This window comes from Stenotrophomonas sp. CASM106, assembly GCF_049384825.1.
GTDB classification, from domain to species: Bacteria; Pseudomonadota; Gammaproteobacteria; order Xanthomonadales; family Xanthomonadaceae; genus Stenotrophomonas; species Stenotrophomonas muris.
In genome coordinates this window covers 109,891-134,920 of sequence record NZ_JBMRFS010000005.1, presented here as the reverse complement: position 1 = coordinate 134,920, position 25,030 = coordinate 109,891, and the positions used below count along the sequence as shown (strand labels likewise).

General features: G+C 67.5%; 20 protein-coding genes. 13 read left to right on the top strand and 7 right to left on the bottom strand.

The annotated features are described in order from the left end of the window. Positions 1-47: 47 nt before the first annotated feature. The 3 genes from aceA to VG556_RS13800 all read left to right on the top strand — a co-directional run bounded on the left by aceA (position 48) and on the right by VG556_RS13800 (position 5,328). Complete coding sequence (gene aceA, locus VG556_RS13810) at positions 48-1,349, top strand: isocitrate lyase (RefSeq protein ID WP_019337654.1); 1,302 nt, start codon at positions 48-50, stop codon at positions 1,347-1,349. A gap of 432 nt (positions 1,350-1,781) precedes the next feature. Then, complete coding sequence (locus VG556_RS13805; protein WP_032956218.1) at positions 1,782-2,822, top strand: GGDEF domain-containing protein; 1,041 nt, start codon at positions 1,782-1,784, stop codon at positions 2,820-2,822. Positions 2,823-2,835: 13 nt separating this feature from the next. Next, positions 2,836-5,328 (top strand): putative peptide modification system cyclase, encoded by a 2,493-nt coding sequence (locus VG556_RS13800; protein ID WP_032956217.1) that lies wholly within the window; start codon positions 2,836-2,838, stop codon positions 5,326-5,328. A gap of 7 nt (positions 5,329-5,335) precedes the next feature. On the opposite strand, the gene VG556_RS13795 is transcribed toward VG556_RS13800, so the two are convergent. After that, entirely contained in the window at positions 5,336-5,629 is a 294-nt protein-coding gene (locus VG556_RS13795) for an NHLP-related RiPP peptide (RefSeq protein ID WP_032956215.1), read from the bottom strand. A gap of 138 nt (positions 5,630-5,767) precedes the next feature. Between VG556_RS13795 and VG556_RS13790 the strand changes: the two genes are divergently transcribed. Continuing rightward, positions 5,768-6,934 carry a putative peptide maturation dehydrogenase gene (locus VG556_RS13790; RefSeq protein WP_100450893.1) on the top strand — a complete coding sequence of 389 codons (1,167 nt, stop codon included), beginning with the start codon at positions 5,768-5,770 and terminating at the stop codon, positions 6,932-6,934. A gap of 19 nt (positions 6,935-6,953) precedes the next feature. Here VG556_RS13790 and VG556_RS13785 read toward each other — a convergent pair whose 3' ends face one another. Genes VG556_RS13785 through VG556_RS13775 form a run of 3 tightly spaced genes read right to left on the bottom strand, consistent with a single transcriptional unit; the run spans position 6,954 to position 11,762 of the window. After that, complete coding sequence (locus VG556_RS13785) at positions 6,954-8,969, bottom strand: acetyl-CoA carboxylase biotin carboxylase subunit (protein WP_414616636.1); 2,016 nt, start codon at positions 8,967-8,969, stop codon at positions 6,954-6,956. 8 nt (positions 8,970-8,977) lie between these two features. Beyond that, the gene (locus VG556_RS13780; RefSeq protein WP_100450894.1) at positions 8,978-10,588 is read right to left on the bottom strand and encodes a carboxyl transferase domain-containing protein; all 1,611 of its coding nucleotides are present in this window, start codon (positions 10,586-10,588) and stop codon (positions 8,978-8,980) included. 10 nt (positions 10,589-10,598) lie between these two features. Continuing rightward, positions 10,599-11,762 (bottom strand): isovaleryl-CoA dehydrogenase, encoded by a 1,164-nt coding sequence (locus VG556_RS13775; RefSeq protein WP_100450895.1) that lies wholly within the window; start codon positions 11,760-11,762, stop codon positions 10,599-10,601. A 159-nt stretch (positions 11,763-11,921) separates the two neighbouring features. On the opposite strand from VG556_RS13775, the gene VG556_RS13770 reads away from it, so the two are divergent. From VG556_RS13770 to VG556_RS13760, 3 genes are all read left to right on the top strand, one after another. Then, positions 11,922-12,539 carry a TetR/AcrR family transcriptional regulator gene (locus VG556_RS13770; RefSeq protein WP_014645572.1) on the top strand — a complete coding sequence of 206 codons (618 nt, stop codon included), beginning with the start codon at positions 11,922-11,924 and terminating at the stop codon, positions 12,537-12,539. Between the two features lie 196 nt (positions 12,540-12,735). After that, entirely contained in the window at positions 12,736-13,254 is a 519-nt protein-coding gene (locus VG556_RS13765) for a c-type cytochrome (protein ID WP_014035592.1), read from the top strand. A gap of 208 nt (positions 13,255-13,462) precedes the next feature. Continuing rightward, complete coding sequence (locus tag VG556_RS13760; RefSeq protein ID WP_049441793.1) at positions 13,463-14,908, top strand: ExeM/NucH family extracellular endonuclease; 1,446 nt, start codon at positions 13,463-13,465, stop codon at positions 14,906-14,908. A gap of 122 nt (positions 14,909-15,030) precedes the next feature. Here VG556_RS13760 and VG556_RS13755 read toward each other — a convergent pair whose 3' ends face one another. Then, on the bottom strand, positions 15,031-15,888 hold the full coding sequence (locus VG556_RS13755) for a membrane protein (protein ID WP_046428023.1): 858 nt from the start codon (positions 15,886-15,888) through the stop codon (positions 15,031-15,033). Between the two features lie 43 nt (positions 15,889-15,931). Between VG556_RS13755 and VG556_RS13750 the strand changes: the two genes are divergently transcribed. Beyond that, a complete protein-coding gene (locus VG556_RS13750; protein WP_100450896.1) occupies positions 15,932-16,603 on the top strand; it encodes an alpha/beta hydrolase in 672 nt (223 codons plus the stop codon). Continuing rightward, the gene (gene zapE / locus VG556_RS13745; protein ID WP_100450897.1) at positions 16,600-17,700 is read left to right on the top strand and encodes a cell division protein ZapE; all 1,101 of its coding nucleotides are present in this window, start codon (positions 16,600-16,602) and stop codon (positions 17,698-17,700) included. Before VG556_RS13750 ends, zapE begins: the two co-directional genes overlap by 4 nt. A gap of 100 nt (positions 17,701-17,800) precedes the next feature. Here the strand turns inward: zapE and VG556_RS13740 are convergent, their stop codons facing one another. Then, a complete protein-coding gene (locus tag VG556_RS13740; protein ID WP_032956617.1) occupies positions 17,801-18,637 on the bottom strand; it encodes a DUF2884 family protein in 837 nt (278 codons plus the stop codon). Positions 18,638-19,191: 554 nt separating this feature from the next. Between VG556_RS13740 and VG556_RS13735 the strand changes: the two genes are divergently transcribed. Both VG556_RS13735 and VG556_RS13730 read left to right on the top strand, forming a co-directional pair. Then, positions 19,192-21,594, top strand: a complete 2,403-nt coding sequence (locus VG556_RS13735) for a ribonucleoside-diphosphate reductase subunit alpha (protein WP_032956619.1) — start codon at positions 19,192-19,194, stop codon at positions 21,592-21,594. A 144-nt stretch (positions 21,595-21,738) separates the two neighbouring features. Then, complete coding sequence (locus tag VG556_RS13730; RefSeq protein WP_005420683.1) at positions 21,739-22,758, top strand: ribonucleotide-diphosphate reductase subunit beta; 1,020 nt, start codon at positions 21,739-21,741, stop codon at positions 22,756-22,758. Between the two features lie 123 nt (positions 22,759-22,881). Here the strand turns inward: VG556_RS13730 and VG556_RS13725 are convergent, their stop codons facing one another. After that, positions 22,882-23,517, bottom strand: coding sequence for a LysE family translocator (locus VG556_RS13725; RefSeq protein ID WP_032956621.1), 636 nt, complete (start codon positions 23,515-23,517; stop codon positions 22,882-22,884). A gap of 152 nt (positions 23,518-23,669) precedes the next feature. Between VG556_RS13725 and VG556_RS13720 the strand changes: the two genes are divergently transcribed. Beyond that, complete coding sequence (locus tag VG556_RS13720; protein WP_053494645.1) at positions 23,670-24,071, top strand: acyl-CoA thioesterase; 402 nt, start codon at positions 23,670-23,672, stop codon at positions 24,069-24,071. Between the two features lie 56 nt (positions 24,072-24,127). Continuing rightward, entirely contained in the window at positions 24,128-24,934 is an 807-nt protein-coding gene (locus VG556_RS13715) for an NAD-dependent protein deacetylase (protein ID WP_100450898.1), read from the top strand. The last annotated feature ends 96 nt before the right edge of the window (positions 24,935-25,030 follow it).

Here is a 25,030-nt window from a genome sequence, read left to right as displayed (position 1 = left end):
CGCCGTTTCCCTCCCCGCTGCACGCACGAACCGAACTGGAGAAAGACATGAGCAAGCTGCCCACTGCCGAACAGATCCAGCACGACTGGGATACCAACCCGCGCTGGGAAGGCATCCAGCGCAACTACAGTGCCGCCGACGTGGTGCGCCTGCGCGGCACCGTCCACATCGAGCATTCGCTGGCCCGCCTGGGTGCGGAGAAGCTGTGGGCATCGCTGCATGAGCGCGAGTTCGTCAACGCGCTGGGTGCATTGACCGGCAACCAGGCCATGCAGCAGGTCAAGGCGGGCCTGAAGGCGATCTACCTGTCCGGTTGGCAGGTGGCGGCCGACGCCAACCTGGCCGGGCAGATGTATCCGGACCAGTCGCTGTACCCGGCCGATTCGGTGCCGGCAGTGGTCAAGCGCATCAACAACACGCTGCTGCGCGCCGACCAGCTGCACCACGCCGAAGGCAAGGATGACATCGACTTCCTGCAGCCGATCGTCGCCGATGCGGAGGCCGGTTTCGGCGGCGTGCTCAATGCGTTCGAACTGATGAAGGCGATGATCGAGGCCGGTGCCGCCGGCGTGCACTTCGAGGACCAGCTGGCCTCGGTGAAGAAGTGCGGCCACATGGGCGGCAAGGTGCTGGTGCCGACCCGCGAGGCGATCGAGAAGCTCAACGCCGCGCGCCTGGCCGCCGATGTGCTGGGCGTGCCGACCCTGCTGGTGGCGCGCACCGATGCCGAAGCGGCTGATCTGCTGACCAGCGACATCGACGGCAACGACAAGCCGTTCACCACCGGTGAGCGCACCGTCGAAGGCTTCTACAAGACCCGCAACGGCCTGGACCAGGCGATCAGCCGCGGCCTGGCCTATGCGCCCTACGCCGACCTGGTGTGGTGCGAGACCGGCAAGCCGGACCTGGAGTTCGCACGCAGGTTCGCCGAGGCGATCCACGCGAAGTTCCCGGGCAAGCTGCTGGCCTACAACTGCTCGCCCAGCTTCAACTGGAAGAAGAACCTGGACGACGCCACCATTGCGAAGTTCCAGCGCGAACTGGGCAGCTACGGCTACAAGTTCCAGTTCATCACCCTGGCCGGGTTCCATGCGTTGAACTACGGCATGTTCAATCTGGCCCACGGCTACGCACGCCGCCAGATGAGCGCGTTCGTCGAGTTGCAGGAAGCCGAGTTCGAAGCGGCCGAGCGCGGCTTCACTGCGGTCAAGCACCAGCGCGAGGTCGGTACCGGCTACTTCGATGCGGTGACCCAGGCGATCCAGCAGGGCCAGTCGTCGACCACCGCGCTGACCGGCTCGACCGAGGAAGAACAGTTCCATGGCGGGCGCAGCGAACGCGCGGCGTGATGCGGCGCGCCGCGTGATCCGGTGGTGCCGGCCGCTGGCCGGCAACCCATCGATGTTTCCGAAGCCCATGCAGTTGCCGGCCAGCGGCCGGCACTACCGGGCTCCGGGTGATCAGGGTGGCCAGGGAAGGGCCAGACAACGCCGGCCGGTCGGGGGACCTGCCGGCGTTGTTGTATCGATGCAAGGGCGCAGCACGCGCGGAGCGTCAATCAGGCGCACCCCGGTGCCGGCAACTTGGCCGAAACCCTGTGAAACCCGGCATCGGATTGATCCAGCAGGAGTTTTGCCCGGACACCCGTGACCAGAACGGGCCATCACCGATCTTCACATCAATCAAGATCGGCAGAAGGGTCAAAATGAGATAGGGCGCACACTTTAAAGCGGTGCTATGCTCCGCGGCTCACCAGGGGACGCTGGCGGCGGGTGCAGGGAATGACCGGCAGGGGTGCGGCCGAGAACAGTGATGTGACGACAGGTATCGCCCGGGTGGCGATGGCCGAGATCGTGCACGCTCTGTTGTCCGATGCCGAGGTGGCATTGTTCGCCAGATTCGCCCGCGCATGCAAGCTCCGTGCCGGACAGTGGCTGTTCCAGCGTGGCCACCGCGGCGAGCGCATGTATGTGATCCTCGAAGGCCAGATCGAACTGGACTTCGGCGAGGACCTGGTGATCAAGACGCTCGGGCAGCACGAGTTCTTCGGAGAACTGGGCCTGCTGGTCGGCGACCACCTGCGCAGCGCCAGTGCGCGCGCGCTGGTCGACTGCGATGTGCTGGAGCTGGGCCCGGCCGATTTCCATCGGCTGGTCGAATCCGATCCCGGCCTGGTGGCCTATTTCCTGCGCCGCACGATCATGCGCGTGCTGGCCAACGAACAGGCACTGATCGCACAGCTGCGCCGGCGCAACCACGATCTGGAAACCGCGCTGGACAATCTGTACATCACTACCCATCAGTTGACCCACACCCGTGAGCTGGTGCGTACCGATGAACTGACCGGGCTGCACAACCGGCGAGGCCTCACCCTGTACCTGCAGGAGTGCCGCGAGCGGGCCGAGGGGCCGCCGCAGGCGCTGCTGCTGATCGATTGCGACCGCTTCAAGCAGATCAACGACCGCCACGGCCACCAGGCCGGCGACCGCGTGCTGCAGAGCATGGGCAACATCCTGCGCTCGATGGCCGGCGAGCAGGACCTGGCCTGCCGGCTTGGTGGCGATGAGTTCTGCCTGATCCTGCGCCGTGGCAATCACGAGATCGTGCAGCACGCGGCCGAGTTCATCATCAGTGCGGTGCATGGCCTGCTCGAGCGCAGCCATGGCACGCCGCATGTGAGCCTGGTCAGCATCGGCGCCTGCCTGTTGGCGCCGGAGGCAGGCTGGAGCGAGTGGTATGCCTGCGCGGATCGTGCGCTGTACCAGGCCAAGCGCGATGGCGGCAACTGCCTGCGCTGGGCGGATGATCCGGACGGCCAATAGGGAGAGGCAGGCGATGAATGGCGACAACGGAACGTCAGCCCCGCATAGCCCACAGCTGCGCGCCCTGCTGTTCACCGATCTGTGTGATTCGCTGCAGCTGGTCGAGCGGATCGGCGATGTGGCGGCGGCAAGCCTGTTCCAGGAACACGATCGCCTGGTACTGGTGCTGCAGCAGCGCTGGAACGGCCAGCTGATCGATCGCTCCGATGGCTTGTTCATGCTGTTCGAGCGCGTCGTCGACGCACTGGGCTTCGCCCTGGACTACCAGCGCGAACTGCACGCGCTGGGCCAGCAGCGCGCGATTGAACTGCGCGCGCGCGCCGGCCTGCACGTGGGCGACGTGCTGACCTGGGAGAACAGTGCCGAGGCGGTCCGTGCCGGTGCCAAGTCGATGGAGGTGGAAGGCCTGGCCAAGCCGATGGCGGCGCGCCTGATGATGCTGGCCCGCCCCGGCCAGATCCTGCTGTCGGCGGTGGCCGAATCGCTGACCCGCCGTGCCACCGATGCACTGGGCGAGCGTGGCACGCGCCTGCTGTGGAAATCGCACGGGCGCTGGCGCTTCAAGGGCGTGCCGGTGGTGCAGGAAGTGATCGAAGTGGGCGAGATCGGTTCGGCGCCGCTGCGCATGCCGCGCGCCAACGCCAAGGCGCGCCGCGACCTGCCGCTGTGGCGGCAACCGCTGGTGCTGGCCGCCGAAGGCCTGATCCTTGCCGCGGCCGTGCTGGGCGGCTGGCTGCTGCTGCGGTCGGAGCCGGCCATTGCCTTCGCCGAACGTGACTGGGTGGTGCTTGGCGATGTCGACAACCTCACCGGCGATCCGATCTTCGATGACTCGATGCGGCACGCGATCCGGATCGCGCTGGAACAGTCGCGCTACGTGAACGTGCTGTCGGAAGGCAAGATCCGCGAAAGCCTGGAAATGGCGCGGCTTTCGGGCGATACCCGGCTCAACCGCGATACCGCGGTCGATGTGGCGGTGCGTGAGGGCGCACGCGCGGTGCTGCTGCCGACCGTGCGGCAGAAGATCGGTGGCTACGAGCTGGCCATCGATGTTGCCGCACCGGGCAGTGGCCAGGTGATCCAGACCTTCACCGCCACCGCCGATCGATCCGACCAGATGGTGTTCGCCGTGGACGACGTGGTCGGTCGCCTGCGTCGCGGACTGGGCGAGTCGGTGGCCAGCCTGGAGCAATCCCTGCCGCTGCCGCGCGCCTCGACCCAGGACCTGCGCGCACTGCGTGCGTTCGCGCTGGCCGAGAGCGCACTGGGTCAGCGTCGCTTCGAAGAAGCACGCAACCTCTACCAGGCCGCGATCGACATCGATCCCGGTTTTGCCCTGGCCTACATGGGCGTGGCCAAGCTGCATGCGCGCGTCGAGGAAGGGCGGCGCGCGCGCGAAGCCATGCAGCACGCGCTGGACCTGCAGGATCGCCTGCCGCCACGCGAGCGGCTGTACCTGAAGGCCTGGATGGCCGAGCTGGAGCCCGGTGGCTGGCCGCTGGAGCACTGGCGCACGCTGGCCAAGGTCTATCCGGATTCGTTCGCGGGGCTGTCCAACACGTCCTGGTACCTGTTGCAGGCCAACCAGTTCAGCGAGGCCGAACCCTATGCGCGTGCGGCTGCGGTGCCGCAGGATCCGCTGCGCCTGTATCCGCTGGTCCACCTGGTGCGGATACAGATCGCCGCCAACCAGCCGCAGCTTGCGGCCGGGACGCTGGCCCAGGCACAGGTCCTGCGCGGTCGTGATGATGTCGATGAGACCGGCGTGGACGTGCTGGTGGCGCAGGGACAGTATGCGAAGGCCGCGCAGCTGCTGCCGCAGATCCGTGCCACCGATGCCCTGCAGCAGCGCATGAAGCTGCGCGCGCAGCTGCTGCTGGCGGCCGCGCAGCGCGATTGCGCGGCCATGCAGCAGGCGGTACGCGAAGACGCACCGGCGCCGACGCTGGCCGACTTCCAGGTGCAGCAGCGACTGCAGCACGCCAGCGTATCGGCGCTGTGCGGCACGGCGGACCGGACCGGACTGCAGGCCATCGCCGCACTGCTGCAGCCGATGCTGCAGGAGCGCGATGATCCCATGCTGCATGCGCGTGTCCTGCAATGGCTGGCGCTGGTGCACCTGGCCCAGCGCCAGGGCCAGTTCGATCTGGCCAGGCGCTGGCTGGACGAGCAGCGGCCGCTGCTGAGCAGCCTGCGTAGTCCAGTCGCGGAACGCTGGCTGCGCATCGTCAGCGCGGAGGATCAACTGCAGATGCAGCGACCGGATGCCGCCCGCACCCTGATCGAGCCGATGCTCGACGGCAACGAGCCGGTGCAGGCCCACGTGGTGCTGCTGCTCGCGTTGCGTGCGCAGGGCGACGCCGCCGCCGTCCGCCGCCAGCAGGCCTGGCTGGCCCAGCACCGGGGCCGGGCGATTGCCGAGGTCACCGCGCTGCAGGTGTGGCAACCGCTGAACGTGCATGACGTCTCCACGTGGGCGACGCCGGCCACGGCCGGCGCACCGTGATGGTCGGTCAGCCGTCGATGCGTTCGCCGACCTTGCCGGCTTCGAAGCAGAACACCACGGTCATGGCCGCTACCGACCCGGACAGGTGGGCCTGCAGCCCATCACGCACCCGGCTCAGTTCCTCGACCGAGGCCAGGGTGCCGATCTTCATGCAGTCGTTTTCGCCAACGGCACCGTCCAGCCCGATCGAGGCCAGGGCCTTGGCCGGCGAAGCGGTGAAGTGGCTGCGGAACGCTTCGCTGCCGATCAGGTGGTCCAGCAGGGTGCTGGCGTCGGCGGCGGAAAGACGGGGATGGCTCATGGGGATTGTCCGTAGGTGGAGCTACTCGTATCGGCCGCGACAGCCTGCCATTGAGGGCCGCGCTGTGCACGTCGCTAAAGTTGGCCGCGCTGCGGTCGTTGCTGCTATGCCGGCTGTGCGGCACAAGGAAGGAAACCGATGCGCCTGCGCCGCTGCGCCAGCCTGATGTTCGAGCCTCGCGAGGCGGTCACCCTGGACCTGCGTGCGATGCTGGCCGGCCACGCCGAGATGGACAGCCAGATCAGCTGGGTGGCGCTGGCCGCCCACCTGGACCAGCCACTGCCGGTGGACGCCGAGGAGCGCCAGCTGCTGGGCGGGCTCAGCGCGCACCGCTGGAGCGAACCGCCCGCCGATGCCTGCCCGGCCATGCTGGCCCGCCTGGTCGAACAGGGCCTGCTGTTGACCGACCCACCGAGCGAGGTTGGGTACCAGATGCGCGACGAGGCGCTGCGGCGCAGCCAGTGGTGGCCATTGGCTGCGCTGGCCCATCGCCATGCGCGCTGGCAGGCCGTGGACAGCGTGGAGGACATGCGCCGGCAGGGGTTGGACACCGCGGCCGGCCTGCGCCAGCGCCTGGGGCCGCCACCGCCGGTGGTGCAGCCGATGCAGGGCGACTACCAGCCGCTGCCGCGCAGCGAAGAGGCCGCGTTCGATGCACTGCTGGCGCGTCGCACCACCTGCCGCAATTTCGACCCGCAGCGCGCGTTGCCGCTGCCACTGCTGGCCCAGGTGCTGCAGCGGACGTTGATGGCGCACGCGGTGCAGAAGGTCGAGCGCGATACCGAGTTCCTGAAGAAGAACGTGCCTTCCGGTGGCGGCCTGCATCCCACCGAGGGCTTCCTGCTGGTGCAGAACGTGGAAGGATTGGCACCGGGCTTGTACCACTATCATCCGGTGCAGCACGCCGTGCTGCCGCTGCCCTCGCCACCGCCGCAGGCGTTGCCTGCGATGGCGCGGCGGATGCTGTCCGGGCAGGCGTGGTTCGCCGATGCGCCAGCGCTGCTGGTACTGGCACCGCGTTATGACCGCTGCTTCTGGAAGTATCGCAACCATGCCAAGGCGCACCGTGCGGTGACGCTGGACGTGGGCCACATTTCGCAGTTGCTGTACCTGTGCGCCACCGAGCGCGGGCTGGCAGCATTCGTGACAGCGGCGATCAACGATGCCGATGTCGATCGTGCTTTTGGGTTCGATGGCATCGGCCAGAGCGCGATGGCCATCTGTGGCCTGGGCTGGCGCAGTGCCACGCTGGACACGGCCGAATTCGATCCCGCTGGCCGGGTGGTGGCGGGCGACGACCGCTGAGCGGTCGCCGCCCCGGCGTTCACGCCGCTTCGAAGTCCACCAGCACCGCACCATCAACCACCTGGTCGCCGGCCTTGGCGCGGTAACCCTTCACCGTGCCGTCCGCCGGTGCCTGCAGCGTGTGCTCCATCTTCATCGCTTCCAGCACCACCAGCGGCGTGCCGCGCTTGACCTCGGTACCGGCCGCGACCAGCGTGGCCACGATCCTGCCCGGCATGGGTGCCAGCAGGCTGCCGGCGTCGGCCACGGCGTGGTCCGATTCACCCACTGGATCATGCAGGGTGAAGCGGTGCTGGCCGTCGGCGCCGAACAGGTACAGCTGGTTACCGTCGCGCAGCAGCTGCAGCGACCCGCGGCGCTCGCCCAGCTGCACCGTCAGGCCGTGCACATCGGCCGTGCCGATCATCCGCACCGGTGCAGCGTCATCGCACTGCACGCGCCAGCCATCGGCCTGCGCCCACACCTTCAGCGTGTGCTTGCGTTCGCCCTGCTGCAGCGGCACTACGCGCGGCGCGGACGCGCCGAGGCGCCAGCCATCCTGTGACCGCCACGGCGAATGCGGATCGCGCACGTCGGTGCTGGCGGGCACCGTGCTTGCCACCGCAGCCACGGCGGCCAGCAGCCACAGGTCCGCACCCGCGTCGCCCACGGCACTCAATGCCGCCTGTTCGCGTTCGATCAGCGCCGTATCCAGCCTGGCGTGCGCGAACGAATCGGTATTCACCAGGCGGCGCAGGAAGCCGGCGTTGGTGGTCACGCCCACCACCTGGCAGTCGGCCAGGGCCTGGCTCATGCGGCGCAGCGCGGCGTCGCGGTCCACGTCCCAGACGATCAGCTTGGCGATCATCGGATCGTAGTACGGGGTGATGCTGTCACCTTCCTCCACGCCGGTATCGACGCGCACGTTGGCCGACGCTGCCGGCAGGCGCAGGCGGCGCAGGGTGCCGGTGGAGGGCAGGAAGCCACGATCGGCATCTTCGGCGTACAGCCGCGCTTCGATCGCGTGGCCATGGATGGCCAGCTGGTCCTGGCGCAGCGGCAGCGGTTGGCCCGAAGCCACGCGCAGCTGCCACTCCACCAGGTCGGTGCCGGTGATGTATTCGGTGACCGGGTGCTCGACCTGCAGGCGGGTGTTCATTTCCATGAAGTAGAAATCGCCGTCCGGGCCGGCGATGAATTCCACCGTGCCCGCACCCTCATAGCCCACTGCGCGTGCGGCATCGACCGCGGCCTTGCCCATTGCAGCACGACGTTCCGCGCTCATGCCCGGCGCGGGCGCTTCTTCCAGCACCTTCTGGTGGCGGCGCTGCACCGAGCAGTCGCGCTCGAACAGGTAGACCGCCTCACCGTGGCTGTCACCGAACACCTGGATCTCGATATGGCGCGGGCGCTCGACGTACTTCTCGACCAGCACGTGGTCGTTGCCGAACGCCGAGGCCGCCTCGCGCTGGCAGCTGGCCAGCGCATCGACGAAGTCCTCGCTGCGTTCGACCTTGCGCATGCCCTTGCCACCGCCACCGGCGCTGGCCTTGATCAGCACCGGATAGCCGATGCCATCGGCCTGCGCGCGCAGGAAGTCCGGCGCCTGCTGGTCACCGTGGTAACCCGGCGTCAGCGGCACACCGGCCTTGGCCATCAGCGCCTTGGCCGCGCTCTTGTCACCCATCGCTCGGATCGCGCTGGGCGGTGGCCCGATGAAGGTGATGCCGGCGGCGGCGCAGGCATCGGCGAAGTCGGCATTCTCGGACAGGAAGCCGTAACCGGGGTGGATGGCCTGTGCACCGGTAGCGCGCGCGGCATCAAGCAGGGCATCGCTGCGCAGGTAGCTCTCGCGTGCGGCGGCCGGGCCGATGTGGACGGCTTCATCGGCCAGGCGCACGTGGCGTGCGTTGCGGTCGGCATCGGAATACACCGCCACGGTGGCGATGCCGAGGCGGCGGCAGGTAGCGATGACGCGGCAGGCGATTTCGCCGCGGTTGGCGATCAGGACTTTGCTGAACATGGCAACGTGCTTCATAGGAGCGTGCTCGGTCATGGCACGGGTCACATGCGGAACACGCCGAAGCGCGTCTGCTGCGGGGCGGCGTTGAGGCTGGCCGACAGCGCCAGCGCCAGCACCTGGCGGGTGTCGGCCGGATCGATCACGCCGTCGTCCCACAGGCGCGCGCTGGCGTAGTACGGGTGGCCCTGCTGTTCGAACTGGTCGCGGATCGGTGCCTTGAAGGCATCCTCTTCCGCCGCCGGCCACTGGCCGCCCTTGGCTTCAATGCCATCGCGCTTGACCGTGGCCAGCACACTGGCGGCCTGCTCGCCGCCCATCACGCCGATGCGCGCGTTCGGCCACATCCACAGGAAGTTCGGCGAGTACGCACGGCCGCACATGCCGTAGTTGCCGGCACCGAACGAGCCGCCGATCACCACGGTGAACTTGGGCACCCTGGCACAGGCCACCGCCATCACCAGCTTGGCGCCGTCCTTGGCGATGCCGCCCTGTTCGTACTTGCGGCCGACCATGAAGCCGGTGATGTTCTGCAGGAACACCAGCGGGATGTTGCGCTGGGTGCACAGCTCGATGAAGTGCGCGCCCTTCAAGGCCGACTCGGAGAACAGGATCCCGTTGTTGGCGATGATGCCGATCGGGTAGCCGTTCAGATGGGCGAAACCGGTCACCAGCGTTGCGCCGTAGCGCGGCTTGAACTCGTCGAAGCGCGAGCCATCCACCAGCCGCGCGATCACTTCGCGAACGTCGTAGGGTTTGCGCGTATCGGCCGGGATCACGCCATACAGCTCATGGGCCGGCAGCAATGGCGCTTCAGGGGCCCGCACCGCCATCGCCGGTTCCGGCTTGCGCCAGTTGAGCTGGGCGATGATCGCGCGCACCCGTGCCAGTGCCTGCAGATCGTTGTCGGCCATGTGGTCGGCCACGCCGGAGATGCGGGTGTGCACGTCGGCGCCACCCAGTTCCTCGGCCGTGACCACTTCACCGGTGGCCGCCTTCACCAGCGGCGGGCCGCCGAGGAAGATCGTGCCCTGCTCGCGCACGATCACGGTCTCGTCGCTCATCGCCGGCACATAGGCGCCACCGGCGGTGCAGCTGCCCATCACGCAGGCGATCTGCGGAATGCCCTGCGCCGACAGGTTGGCCTGGTTGTAGAAGATGCGGCCGAAATGGTCGCGGTCGGGGAAGACTTCGTCCTGCAGCGGCAGGAACGCGCCACCGGAATCGACCAGGTAGATGCACGGCAGGTGGTTCTGCTCGGCGATCTCCTGCGCGCGCAGGTGCTTCTTCACCGTCATCGGGTAGTAGGTGCCGCCCTTGACCGTGGCGTCGTTGGCCACGATCACGCATTCCACGCCGCTCACCCGGCCGATGCCGGCCACCACGCCCGCGGCGGGCACGGCGTCTTCATACATGCCGTGCGCGGCCAACGGCGCGATTTCCAGGAAGGCGCTGCCGGGGTCGAGCAGGGCGTCGATGCGATCGCGCACCAGCAGCTTGCCGCGCGCGGTGTGCTTGGCGCGTGCCGCCTCACTGCCACCCAGCGCAGTGCGCGCGAGGGTGGCATGCAGGTCGTCGACCACGGCCTGCATGGCCGCGCGGTTGCTTTCAAACGTTTCGCTGCCTGGTTGCAGCTGGCTGTTCAGGACGGTCATCGCGGTGGCCTTACAGGGTGCGCTGGAACAGTTCGCGGCCGATCAGCATGCGGCGGATCTCCGAGGTGCCGGCGCCGATTTCATACAGCTTGGCGTCGCGCCACAAGCGGCCGGTCGGGTATTCGTTGATGTAGCCGTTGCCGCCGAGGATCTGGATCGCCTGGCCGGTCAGCCAGGTGGCCTTCTCGGCGGCGTACAGGATCGCACCGGCGGCGTCCTGGCGGGTGGTGCGGCCCTGGTCGCAGGCGCGCGCCACGGCATAGACATACGCGCGGCAGGCACCCAGGCCCACGTACATGTCGGCGATCTTGGCCTGGATCAGCTGGAAGCTGCCGATCGGTTCGCCGAACTGGTGGCGCTCGTGCACATAGGGCATGACCACGTCCATGGCTGCGGCCATCAGGCCCAGCGGGCCACCGGACAGCACCACGCGCTCGTAGTCCAGGCCGGACATCAGTACGCGCACGCCACCGCCGACCTGGCCCAGCACGTTCTCTTCGGGAATCTCGCAGTCTTGGAACACCAGCTCGCAGGTGGGCGAGGAGCGCATGCCGAGCTTGTCCAGCTTCTGCGCGGTGGAGAAGCCCTTCATGCCCTTCTCGACCAGGAACGCGGTGATGCCCTTGGCACCGGCCTCCATGTCGGTCTTGGCGTAGACCACCAGCACGTCGGCATCCGGGCCGTTGGTGATCCACATCTTGTTGCCGTTGAGCACGTAGCGGTCCCCGCGCTTGTCGGCGCGCAGCTTCATCGACACCACATCCGAACCGGCACCCGGTTCGCTCATCGCCAGCGCGCCGACCAGGCTGCCGTTGCACAGGCCGGGCAGGAAGCGCTGCTTCTGTTCTTCGTTGCCGTTCTTGCGCAGCTGGTTCACGCACAGGTTGGAGTGCGCGCCATAGGACAGGCCGATGCCGCCGGAGGCGCGCGAGATTTCTTCCATCGCCACCACGTGGGCCAGGTAGCCCATGCCGGTACCACCGTATTCTTCTTCCACGGTGAGGCCGAGCAGGCCCTGTTCGCCCAGCTTCGGCCACAGGGCCAGCGGGAACTGGTTACTGGCATCAGCCTCGGCGGCCAGCGGTGCGACCTCGGCGGCGGCAAAATGGGCCACGCTCTGGCGCAGCAGGTCGACGTCTTCGCCAAGATCGAAGTTCAGGGATGGCACGTGCATTGTGGTGGCTCCACGGCGGGATGGCAGGGAATGGACGCACCCGGCGGGGGAGCGGGCGGCGGTCGGCAGGACCGCCACCCGCACGGGCGATGGCCCCAGCGTAGCGGGGTTCGGATAAGAAGTGAATACGAATTCAAAAATTGAAACTAGAATCAGAACATGGCCTATAAACGCTCTGCATTGATGGAAGAACGCCTGGCGGGCGCCCGTGAACGGATCCTGCTGGCCACCCGCGAGCTGGTCGCCACCGGCGGCTGGCGCAACGCCCCGGTGACCGCCGTGGCGACCCAGGCGGGGGTGTCCACCGGCCTGATCTATCGCCACTTCCCGTCCAAGGCCGAGCTGTTCGTGGAGGTGCTCAACGCCGCGGTGGCCCACGAGGTCGCGATCATGGAGCGCATCGCCAGCGGTCCGGAGGTGGCCAGCGAGCGCCTGCGGCTGGCAATCACCGCCTTCGTCCGCCGCGCCCTGGCCGGGCCGGGGCTGGCGCACGCCTTCATCGTCGAACCGGTCGATCCGGACGTGGAGGCCGAGCGCATGCGCGGACGTCGCGCGTTCGGCGACGTGTTCCTGCGGCTGGTGGAGGAAGGCGTGGCCGCCGGTGAGCTGCCGGCGCAGGACGCGCATGTGGCCGCCGCGTGCCTGGTCGGCGCCTTCACCGAGGCGATGGTCGGTCCGACCGCGCCCAGCCGCGAAGCGCACCGCGACGAAGACGCGCTGGTGGATGCGATCTGCAGCTTCTGCCTGCGCGCGATCGGTGCCCCGGTAATCCGGTAGCGCCGGCCGCTGGCCGGCTTCTGTTGCTGGGGTCAGATCCCTTTTGCGGCGTAAAAGGGATCTGACCCCATCCTCCGGCATGTTGCGCCGCACCAGCAGTGACGCCTGTTGTCGCACGCAAGGCGCGTTCTATACTCGGTCCATCACGCAGTCGCTCAGCCGTGGTCCAACGACTATCAGCCAGGGGTAACGAAGAGTGCGGAATTACGATCTGGAGTTCCTGAAACGCTTCTCCATGGTGATCGCGCTGCTGGCGACCATCACCCTCGGCCTCATCCTCCTTGCCGCCTACATCCACACCCGGATTCCGCCCGAGGTGTCGCCGACCGCGGCCAAGCGCACTGAACAGCGCATCTCGCCCACCGGCGCGGTCTATGCCGGCAGCACCGGCGCCGCCGCGCAGGCCGCGGCCAAGGCCGCCGCGCTGGCCAAGGCGGCGTCGCAGGTGGCCTACGGCGGCACCAAGGATGGCAAGGTGATCTTCGACAACCTGTGCACCGCCTGCCACACCAACGGTGTGGGCATGGCACCGACGCTGGACCATTCGCATTGGGACAAGCGCATCGCGCAGGGCAAGGACACCCTCTACAAGCACGCCATCGAGGGCTATACCGGCCCCGACGGCGGGATCATGCCGCCCAAGGGCGGCAACCCGGCGCTGACCGAAGAACAGATCCATGCCACCGTGGACTGGATGCTGGGCAACCTGAAGTAACCGCCGCAACGCGCCGCTTCCTGTAGAGCCGAGCCCGCGCTCGGCTGCTCTCCGCGCGGTGTGGCCAGGTGCAGCCGAGCATGGGCTCGGCTCTACGATCCCCCGGCTTTGCCCACCGAGGCCTGATCGCTCATATGCCCCCGCTGCGCAGGCGGGGTTTCGCATTTCAGGGTTAGTCTGTGCGCCTCTTCCATGGAGTCGCCCGTTGATGCGCCGCCGTTCCCTCGCCCTTGCCCTGTCCCTGCTGCTGCCGGCCGGCGCCTTTGCCCAGGCCCAGCCGCAGGCCACGCCGGTCGCGCCGCCCTCCGTCGCGCGCGGCAGCGCCACTGTGGTGCTGACCGCTGCGCCGGCCGACTGGCGCGCGCTGGATGGGCAGCGCGTGCGCATCGCCGCGCCGCTTACCCTGGCCGGTACCGATGGCCTGCAGCACTTCGGCCAGCTCACGGTGGCGTTCGATGGCCGCCTCTGGCAGCCGACCGAAGTGGCCGCGCCGGGCACTGCCGGCTATGAGCAGGTGATGGCCGACAACCAGCGCCGCCGCCTGGTGCTGGAGGATGGCAGCGATGCCCGCGACCCCGCCAGCGTGCCCTACCTGCCGGGCAACCCGGTGCTGCGCACCGGCATGCAACTGCGCAATGTGGAGGGCATCGTGCGCGTGGACGCGCAGGGCCATCCGCGCCTGCAGGTCGAAGGCGCGCTGAAGCTGCCGGAACTGAAGCGCCCGGCAGTACCCACGGTGCCGGGAAGCCTGCACGTGGCCGCCTTCAACCTGGAGAATTTCTTCAATGGTGACGGCCAGGGCGGTGGCTTCCCGACGCTGCGCGGCGCGCGCACGCTGGACGAGCACAAGGCGCAGCTCGCCAAGCTGGTCACCACGGTCAATGCGCTGGGCGCCGATGTCGCTGCGCTGATGGAACTGGAGAACGACGGCTACGGCCCGCAGTCGGCCATCGCCGAACTGGTCGATGCGCTCAACCGCGACCGCGGCGCGCAGGGCGACTGGCGCTTCGTCGACGCCGGCAACGGCCCCGGCGACAACCCGATCCGGGTCGGGATCATCTACCGAAGCACGCGCCTGCAGCCGGTCGGCAAGCCGGCCACGCTGACCGGCGGCCCGTTCGTCGAGCACAGCCGCGTACCGTTGGCGCAGGCCTTCCAGGGCAAGCAGGGCGCGCCGTTTGTGGTGGTTGCCAACCATTTCAAATCGAAGGGTTGCCGTGACGCGGCCGGTGCCGACGCCGATCGCAACGACAATCAGGGCTGCTGGAACGCCACCCGTGTGACGTCGGCGCAGCAGCTGCACGCCTGGCTGCAGACCGATCCGACCGGTACCGGCGCCAGGGACGCGGTGCTGCTGGGTGACTTCAATGCCTACGCGATGGAAGACCCGATCCGCGCCCTGCATGATCTGGGCTGGCAGGACGCGTTCAAGGTGGCCAAGGTCGAGCATCCCTACAGCTACGTCTACAACGGCTACACCGGCCGTCTCGACCACGCGCTGCTGAACCCGGGCATGGCCAGGCGCCTGCGCGGTGCCGCCGAATGGCACAGCAACGCCGACGAGCAGGACGCCAGCGGCTACCAGGGCCGCAACGTGCAGGGCCCGTGGCGCAGCTCCGACCACGACCCGCTGCTGCTGGGCTTCGACAAGTAACGCGCCAGGCCGGGGTCGGATCCCATTCCCACGGAATGGGCTCTGACCCAAGGCATCGCGGGGTCTGAGGCGTAGGGGTCAGAGCCCATTCCGTGGGAATGGGATCCGACCCCGGGTATCGCTCACCCCCAGGCGATCATCCCGATCGCCAGCACCGCCAGCGCCAGTCCCGCGCGGTTCCACTTCGTGGTGGCCTCGCCGAAGACGAACATGCCTACCAGCGCGCCCAGCACCACCACGCCGATGTTCATGCCGGCGAACACGGTGGCCGGGCTCTCTGGCATCGCCTGGTGCGCATGCACATAGAACAGGATGTTGCCGCCATTGAGCAGGCCCAGCAGTGCACCCGCGCCGAGGTTGCGCCAGGCCAGTCGGCTGCGGCCACTGACATGCCGCCACAGCTGCATTGCCAGCATCAGCACGAAGGCGACGCTGAAACTGGCCAGCACCGCCGCCATCGACGGCGTGCCGGACAGCGCCACCTGCTTGAGCAGCACGTCCACCACTGCGAATCCGGCCCATACGCCCAGCAGCCAGCCCCAGCCGCCGGGTGAGGACGCCACCGCCGGGCCGCGCGGGCGCAGGCTGATGGCCACCATCGCCAGCAGGCCCAGGCCCAGGCCGGCCAGTTTCCAGGGCGTTGCGGTCTGGCCGAAGCACAGGAAGGCGGCGGCCAGGGAAAGCAGCAACGACAGCCGCTGCGCCACGTCGCTGCGGACGATGCCGGCCACCGCCACCGCGCGGCCCAGTACCAGGAAGATCGAGGGCAGCACCACCGCCAGCGCCAGCAGTGACAGCCACGGCGCATGCGGCGCGCGCAGCGCATCCAGCGGTGGCTGCAGCACCACGGCGGTGAGCGTTGCCGCTACCAGATAGTTCCAGGTGACCATCTGCGCAACATCCAGCTGGCGGCGTGCGGCCACCTTCAACAACACCGAAACCAGCACACTGCAGATCACGGCCAGTGACAGATAGAGCATGGGGCGGGCACAGGGCAGGGGCGGGGGACGGTATCATGGTGCCATGCACAAGCCCTTGTTCCCCGTTGCCCCCGGCGAAACCGCCTGCCTCGAACTGGACGGCCCGGCCGGCCCGCTGGAAGTGGTCGTCGACCTGCCCAAGGCCGATGTGCCGGTGCAGCCGATCGTGGCCATCGTCTGCCATCCGCTGTCCACCGAAGGTGGCACCCTGCACAACAAGGTGGTCACCATGACCGCCTCCACCCTGCGCGAGCTGGGCATCGCCACGGTGCGCTTCAACTTCCGCAGCGTGGGTGGTTCGGCTGGCACCTTCGATGGCGGCGTGGGCGAGCAGGATGACCTGAAGGCCGTCGCGGCCTGGGTGCGCAGCCAGCGCCCGGACGACCGCCTGTGGCTGGCCGGTTTCAGCTTCGGCGCGTTCGTGTCGCTGAAGGCCGCCGCCACGCTGCAGCCGGAAGCGCTGATCTCGATCGCGCCGCCGGCCGGTCGCTGGGATTTCGACGGCATCGCGCCGCCGGCGCGCTGGCTGGTGATCCAGGGCGAGCAGGACGAGATCGTCGACCCGCAGGCCGTCTACCAGTGGCTGGACTCGCTGGATTTCCCGCATGAGCTGGTGCGCATGCCCGAGACCAGCCACTTCTTCCACCGCAAGCTGATCGACCTGCGCGGCGCGCTGACCCACGGCGTCAAGCACTGGCTGGGCGCGGCGGCATGAGTGCACCCGAGCTGACCCCGTCGCAGCGGTATGCGGAAGGGGTTGCCCGTGGCGACTGGCAGAACGATCCGGCCCAGCATGCGGCGCTGGCCGAGCTGGACCGCATCCACCTGGGCCTGCTGGACAGTGCCGAGGATGGCTGGCTGGACCGCCTGTCTTCGTTCTGGAAGAAGCCCGAGCCGGTCAAGGGCCTGTACTTCTGGGGCGGCGTCGGCCGTGGCAAGACCTTCCTGGTCGACCTGTTCTACGACGGGCTGCCGATCAAGCAGAAGTACCGCACCCATTTCCACCGCTTCATGCGCAGCGTCCATGAGCGCCTGCGCGAGCACCAGGGCCAGAGCGACCCGCTGGCGAAGATCGCCCAGGAATGGCGCAGCAACCTGCGCGTGCTGGTGCTGGACGAGTTCTTCGTCACCGACATCGGCGATGCGATGCTGCTGGCGCGGCTGCTGGAGCGGCTGTTCGCCGAGGGCGTGACCCTGGTCACCACCTCCAACACCGCAGTGGAGAACCTGTACCTCAACGGCCTGCAGCGCGAGAGCTTCCTGCCGGCCATCGGCCTGCTGCAGCGCTTCTGCGTCGAGCTGTACGCCGAAGGTACCGAGGATTACCGGATGCGCGCGCTGACCCGCTCGCCGGTATACCGCGCACCGCTGGCGGCCGACAGCGACGACTGGCTGGCCACGCGCTGGAACGAGCTGAGCGGCGGCCAGCCGGCCAAGCCCGGCAACATCGAGATCGAGGGCCGCAAGATCCCGGTGCGTGGCCGCGGCAAGAGCATTGCCTGGTTCGATTTCGCCGCGCTGTGCGAAGGCCCGCGCGGGCCCTCGGATTACATCGAGATCGCGCACGAGTTCAACACGGTGCTGCTGGGCGGCATTCCCGCCTTCGACCGCTTGAATGAGGATGCCGCGCGCCGCTTCGTCAACCTGATCGACGAGCTGTACGACCGCCACGTCAACCTGGTCTGCACCGCCAGCACCTCGCCGATCGAGCTGTACACCGGCCAGCGCCTGCAGGGCGCGTTCGAACGCACCGCCTCGCGCCTGATCGAGATGCAGAGCGCCGAGTACCTGGGTACCCCGCACCGGGCGTGAGGGCGGTTTACTGTAGAGCCGAGCCCACGCTCGGCTGCTTCTGGATGATGTGCCGAAAGGGAGCCGAGCATGGGCTCGGCTCTACAGCAGCGCCGCGCAGCTATCGGGAAGGCGCCACCGCATTCCCACGCGGCCGCTCATCCGGCCCGGCCGACACCTGCAGGCCCGAGCCATCGCCGTGCTCCACCCGTACGCTCTCGCTGCGCTCCAGCAGCCGCAGCGGTTGGCCTTGGTAGCGCACTTCCAGCGCGTCATGGGTGTCGGCCAGCGACTGCACCAGCGGGCACAGCGACTGTGCTTGGGCCTCGATGCGTTCGGCGCGGCCTTCCAGCTGCTGTTCCATCTGCGCGTCCAGACGGTCGGCGCGTGCCTCCATCGCATCGCTGCGTCCGGTGAAGATCTGCCACAGCATGCTGCGGGCGATGGAGGCGGACAGCGACTCGGCCATGTCCTGCACCTTGGCCTCGAAGCCTGGCCCGAACACAGCCTGTTCCCAGTAGCCCTTGCCCAGCGTGCCGCCGATCCAGTCATCGGCCTGCCGGCGCAGGCGCCGGACCTTGCGGCTGTTGGCGGTACCGGTGAGGCTTTCATAGACCCCGTCGAGCACGTCGAAGCTCAGTCCGCTCACTTCATGGGCCAGCGCCGTGGCGGCCGGCATCAGCTGCCGTGCCCCGGCCTCCATCTGCCGAAGGCGGGCCGCGTCGGCCTCGCTGACCGGCACGACCGTGTCGTCCAGGCTCAGCACGCCATCGTGGAACACCACCTCGTGCGGTGCCTGCGGGCCATGCCGCAGCCAGATGCCACCGCTGTCCACCAGCACGTCATAGTCGGTGTGGATACCGCACTGGTCCGCGCGCAGCTTCGGGGTGTCAGCGGCAATTGCAGGTACGGTGACCACAGCAGCCAGCAGGGCCAAGGCGGGTGCTGACAGGCGCATGGTGGAATCCTTTCCGGTCATTGCAGGACCCCAGCATCCCGCGTTCGGCAGGCGCCGTCACCCGCCGAAAGTCACTGCGCGATGGCGATTCGTCCGGCCATACCGGCTTTCCCACCGGCTGCCCACCACCTATCCACAGGGTTGTCCCTAGCCAGTTTCATCACTGTCATGTGAAGCTGTCATTGTTCCGTTTTCGCGGTGCGTTGTGCCACCGCAATGACGCCTTTCGGGCTTGACTGCGCAGCCCGTTCCGGCAGGTCTGAAGCGTCTGATCAGGGCGCCGATGGCACGATCCTTGCGGCGCAAGGGATTGCCGAATTTCACTACATTTGGCGTTGACGGACCCCATTACCCCCACTATCTTGTGGCCGTCGGTCGCAGCAACCCCCATTCCAGGGGTTGCCCCGGGGTACCCATCCGCGATCGTCAACGGCAGTGGCAGGCGCAGGGTCTCATCCCCTGCGACGCCGTCCTGCCATCCTGGGCTGTCATGTCCCGGGCCGCGTCACCCGATGCATCGAGCACCCCCAAATCACGCCAAGAGGACACACGCCGTGAGCACCGAATCCAGCGCCACCATCGAGAAGGAAAGCGAATTCCTGTTGACGTCGCCGCCGACGGCCAACGCGATGAGTGTGACCAAGCGCAATGGGACCACCGAACTGGTGGACCTGAACAAGATCGTGCGTGCGGTGCAGCGTTCCTCCGAAGGCCTGCACGCCGTCGACCCGATGCGCGTGGCCACCCGCACCATTTCCGGCCTGTACAACGGTGCCACCACCCGCGAGCTGGACGAACTGTCCATCCGCACCGCCGCCCTGCTGATCGGTGAAGAGCCCGAGTACGGCCGTCTCGCCGCGCGCCTGCTGGCCAACTACATCGCCAAGGAAGTCTCGGGCCAGGAAATCTACGCCTTCTCGCAGTCGGTCAGCCGTGGCCATGAAGTCGGCCTGATCAACGACCGCCTGCTGAACTTCGTGCAGACCAACGCACGCAAGCTCAACGATGCCATCGACATCTCGCTGGACCTGAACTTCGATTACTTCGGCCTGCGTACCCTGTACGACCGTTACCTGCTGCGCCACCCGCACACCCGCAAGGTGATCGAGACCCCGCAGCAGTTCTTCCTGCGCATCGCCAGTGCGCTGAGCGAGGACGTGTCCGAGACCCTGGCGCTGTACAAGCGCATGGGCAACCTGGACTACCTGCCGTCCAGCCCGACCCTGTTCAATTCCGGCACCACCCACGAGCAGCTGTCCTCGTGCTTCCTGCTGGACTCGCCGCAGGACTCGCTGGAATCGATCTATTCCAAGTACGGCGACATCGCCCAGCTGTCGAAGTTCTCCGGCGGCATCGGCGTCAGCTACACCCGCGTGCGTTCGCGTGGTTCGCTGATCAAGTCGACCAACGGCCATTCCAACGGCATCGTGCCGTGGCTGAAGACCATGGATTCGTCGGTGGCCGCAGTGAACCAGGGCGGCAAGCGCAAGGGCGCGGCCTGCGTGTACCTGGAAACCTGGCACGCCGACATCGAGGACTTCCTCGAGCTGCGCGACAACACCGGTGACGAAGCCCGTCGTGCGCACAACCTGAACCTGGCCAACTGGGTGCCGGACCTGTTCATGAAGCGCGTCGAAGCCGACCAGGAATGGTCGCTGTTCGATCCGCGCGTCGTGCCGGAGTTCACCGACCTGTTCGGCGAAGCCTTCGAGCAGGCCTACCTGCAGGCCGAAGCCCAGGGCAAGGCCAACCGCACCATCTCCGCGCGCAAGCTGTATGCCCGCATGATGCGTACGCTGGCCGAGACCGGCAACGGCTGGATGACCTTCAAGGACAAGTGCAACCGCGCCAGCAACCAGACCCTGCGTCCGGGCAACGTGATCCACCTGTCCAACCTGTGCACGGAAATCCTGGAGGTCACCTCCAACGATGAAACCGCAGTGTGCAACCTGGGTTCGATCAACCTGGGCAACCACTTCGACGAGCACAACGAGTTCGACTTCGAGAAGCTGGCCGAGACCGTTCGCCTGGCCGTGCGCCAGCTCGACCGTGTCATCGACCTGAACTTCTACCCGATCGAGACCGCCCGCCGCGCCAACCTGCGCTGGCGTCCGGTCGGCCTGGGCTGCATGGGCCTGCAGGACGTGTTCTTCCGCAAGCGCCTGCCGTTCGACAGCGCCGAAGCCCGCGCCCTGTCGAAGAAGATTGCCGAAGCGATCTACTTCCACGCGCTGGAAACCTCCTGCGAGCTGGCCCAGGAACGTGGCAAGCACCCGTCGTTCAACGACACCCGTGCCGCCGGTGGCGAACTGCAGTTCGACGCCTGGAACGTGGTGCCGGAAGACACCGCGCGCTGGGATGCCCTGCGCGCCCGCATCAAGGAACACGGCCTGCGCAACTCGCTGATGATCGCGATCGCCCCGACCGCGACCATCGCCTCGATCGCCGGCTGCTACGAGTGCGTCGAGCCGCAGGTGTCCAACCTGTTCAAGCGCGAGACCCTGTCCGGTGACTTCCTGCAGGTCAACCGTTACCTGGTGAACGAGCTGAAGAAGCTGGGCCTGTGGACGCCGGAAATGCGCGATGCCATCAAGCTGGCCGAAGGCTCCATCGCGGGTCTGCCACAGATCCCGGAAACGCTGCGCGAGGTCTATCGCACCGCGTGGGAACTGCCGATGCGTTCGCTGATCGACATGGCCGCCGAACGTGGCGCCTTCATCGACCAGTCGGCCTCGCTCAACCTGTTCATGGAAAGCCCGAACATCGGCGCGATGTCCTCCATGTACATGTACGCCTGGAAGCAGGGCATCAAGACCACCTACTACCTGCGTTCGCGCCCGGCCACCAAGATCGCCAAGACCACGGTCAGCGCTGCGGCCCCGGCCAAGGTGTTCAGCCCGGACGAAGCCATCGCCTGCTCGCTGGAAAACCCGGAAGCCTGCGAGGCCTGCCAGTAAGACACCGCGCGGTGGGTGCCGACCGTTGGTCGGCACTCGAACACCTCGCACCTGTAGAGCCGAGCCATGCTCGGCTGCGGAAAAACACCCACGGTAGCGCCGGGCCACGCCCGGCGGCTCACCCAGGAATTCAAGGAAACACCCATGGCCGACAAGCCCAAGCAGATGCTGCTCGATCCCGGTTTTGAACTGACCCTGCGCCCGATGCGCTACCCGCAGTTCTATGACATGTACCGGAATGCGATCAAGAACACCTGGACGGTGGAAGAGATCAACTTCCAGATCGACATCACCGACCTGCACAGCAAGATGTCGCCGGGTGAGCGCCACCTGATCCACCGCCTGGTCGCGTTCTTCGCCACCGGCGATTCGATCGTGTCCAACAACCTGGTGCTGAACCTGTACCAGCACTTGAATGCGCCCGAAGCGCGCATGTACCTGTCGCGCCAGCTGTATGAGGAAGCACTGCACGTGCAGTTCTACCTGACCCTGCTGGACAACTACCTGCCGGATCCGGAAGAGCGCGCCAAGGCGTTCTCGGCGGTGGAGAACATCGACTCGATCAAGAAGAAGGCCGATTTCTGCTTCAAGTGGATCGACTCGATCCAGGACCTGACCCGCATCGAGACCCGCGAACAGCGCCGCCAGTTCCTGCTCAACCAGATCTGCTTTGCCGCCTGCATCGAAGGCCTGTTCTTCTTCGCTGCGTTCGCCTACGTGTACTACTTCCGTTCGCGCGGCCTGCTGCCGGGCCTGGCCTCGGGCACCAACTGGGTGTTCCGCGACGAGAGCGCGCACATGGAGTTTGCGTTCGAGTCGGTGCGCGTGGTGCGTGAGGAAGAGCCGGACCTGTTCGACGACGAGATGAAGCAGCAGGTCTACGACATGCTGGCCGAAGCCATCGAATGCGAAGTGCAGTTCGCCGAGGACGTGTTGTCCGGTGGCGTGGCCGGCATCTCGACCCGCGACATGCGCCAGTACCTGCAGCACTGCGCCGACCAGCACTTCGCCAAGCTGGGCATGGAAAAGAAGTACAACGTGCGCAACCCGCTGCCGTTCATGGAACTGCAGGACGTGCAGGAGCTGACCAACTTCTTCGAACGCCGCGTCTCGGCCTACCAGGTCGGCGTGCAGGGCGAAGTCGCCTTCGACATGAACTTCTGATCGAAACGGCCAGGCCTGTCGCAGCGAAGAACCCCGGCCAATGCCGGGGTTTCTTGTTTCCGTAGCGTCGAGCCATGCTCGACTGCTGCTCGCAAGAAAGTCGAGCATGGCTCGACTCTACAATCAGCGCCGCCCTTCCACCGCCATGCGCACCGCCAGCCCGGCCAGCACCGTGCCCATCAGCCAGCGCTGCACCATCTGCCAGGTGGGGCGCGCGGCCAGGAAGCCGGCGATGCTGCCGGCGGTCAGCGCGATCATGCCGTTCACGCTGACGCTGACCAGGATCTGGGTGGAGCCCAGCACGATTGACTGCATCAGCACGCTGCCTTCGCCGTCCGGGTGCAGGAACTGCGGCAGCAGCGACAGGTACATCACCGCCACCTTCGGGTTCAGCAGATTGGTCAGGAAGCCCATCGTGAACAGCTTGCGCGGGCTGTCCTGCGGCAGGTCGCGCACCGCGAACGGCGAACGGCCGCCGGGCCTGAGCGCCTGCCAGGCCAGGTACAGCAGGTACAGCGCGCCGCCGATGCGCAGCGCGTCGTAGGCGAACGGCACGGTCATCAGCAGGGCGGTGATACCCAGTGCCGCACACAGCATGTAGAACACAAAGCCCAGCGCCACCCCGCCCAGCGAGATCAGGCCAGCCATCGGCCCCTGGCAGATCGAGCGCGAGATGACGTAGATCATGTTCGGCCCGGGCGTGAGCACCATGGCCAGCGAAACCAGCGCGAAGGCCAGCAGGTCGGAAGTGGCGGGCATGGGCAGTCCTGGCAGTGGGCGTGGCGCAGTGTAACGCCTGCCGCAGGCGCGGCCTGCGCAGGCACCGCTGCCGGGTGCCCGTTGCACGTGCATGCCGATGGCCATCACGCCGGTCGCTTAGAATCCGCAGCACCCCACACCGAAGCACCCCCATGACCCCGATCCCCGAGACCGTGCCGCCCACCGAAGTGCGCATGGCTGAAATCGTCTTCCCCAACCACACCAACCACCTGGGCACCCTGTTCGGTGGCCAGGCATTGGCATGGATGGACAAGGCCGCGTTCCTGGCCGCCGCCCGCTATTCGCGCCGCACCGTGGTGACCGCGCGCAGCGACCAGGTCGACTTCAAGCTGCCGATCCGCATCGGCCAGATGGTGGAAACCATCGGCCGCATCGTCGAAGTCGGCCGCAGCTCGATGAAGGTCGAGGTGGAACTGGTCGCCGAGGACCTGCACAGCGGCGAGCGCAAGCTGTGCACCCGCGGCCACTTCGTGATGATCGCGCTGGACGAGGAAGGCCACCCGATCGCGGTGGCGCCGCTGCCGGCCGCCTGAGACCACCGGCTGAACCGGTGCTTGCGGGGGCGCTGCGGCGCCCCCATCTGGCAGCCATGACCCTGCCACTGACCGACTTCATCGACCGCGCCGAGCGCCTGTTCGTGCTGACCGGCGCGGGTTGCAGCACCGCCTCGGGCATACCCGATTACCGGGACGCCGACGGCCAGTGGAAACGCACGCCGCCGGTGACCTACCAGGCCTTCATGGGCGAGGCGACCACCCGCCAGCGTTACTGGGCGCGCAGCCTGCTGGGCTGGCCTCGCTTCGGCCTGGCCCGGCCCAACGGCACCCACCAGGCCCTGGCCGCCCTGGAAAGCCGCGGCAAGCTGCAGGTGCTGCTGACCCAGAACGTGGACGGCCTGCACCAGCGCGCCGGCAGCCGCAACGTGATCGACCTGCATGGCCGCCTGGATCTGGTGCGCTGCATGGGCTGCGAGCGCCGCAGTGGCCGCGAGGATTTCCAGCAGCGGCTGCTGGACGCCAATCCCGGCTGGGACGCGCTGGAGGCCGGCATCGCCCCGGATGGCGACGCCGACCTGGAGACCGATTTCTCCACGTTCGTGGTGCCTGATTGCCCGCACTGCGGCGGCGTGCTGAAGCCGGACGTGGTGTTCTTCGGCGAGAACGTGCCGCGCGAGCGGGTGGCGGCGGTGCACGATCATCTGCAGCAGGCCGATGCAGTGCTGGTGGTGGGCTCGTCACTGATGGTCTATTCCGGCTTCCGCTTCGTGCAGGCGGCGGCGAAGGCAGGGTTGCCGGTGGCGGCGCTGAACCGCGGCCGCACCCGTGCCGACGACCTGCTGTTGTTCAAGGATGAGCGGGACTGCGCTGAAGCCTTGTCCGGTTGGGTGGCGGGCTGAGCCGAGCGTCGGCTCGGCTCTACAAGGGACTGTTCGGCGCTCGGCGGCATGATCGGCTGCGAAACAGCGATCCATCCAGACGGTTGATCCAGAAGC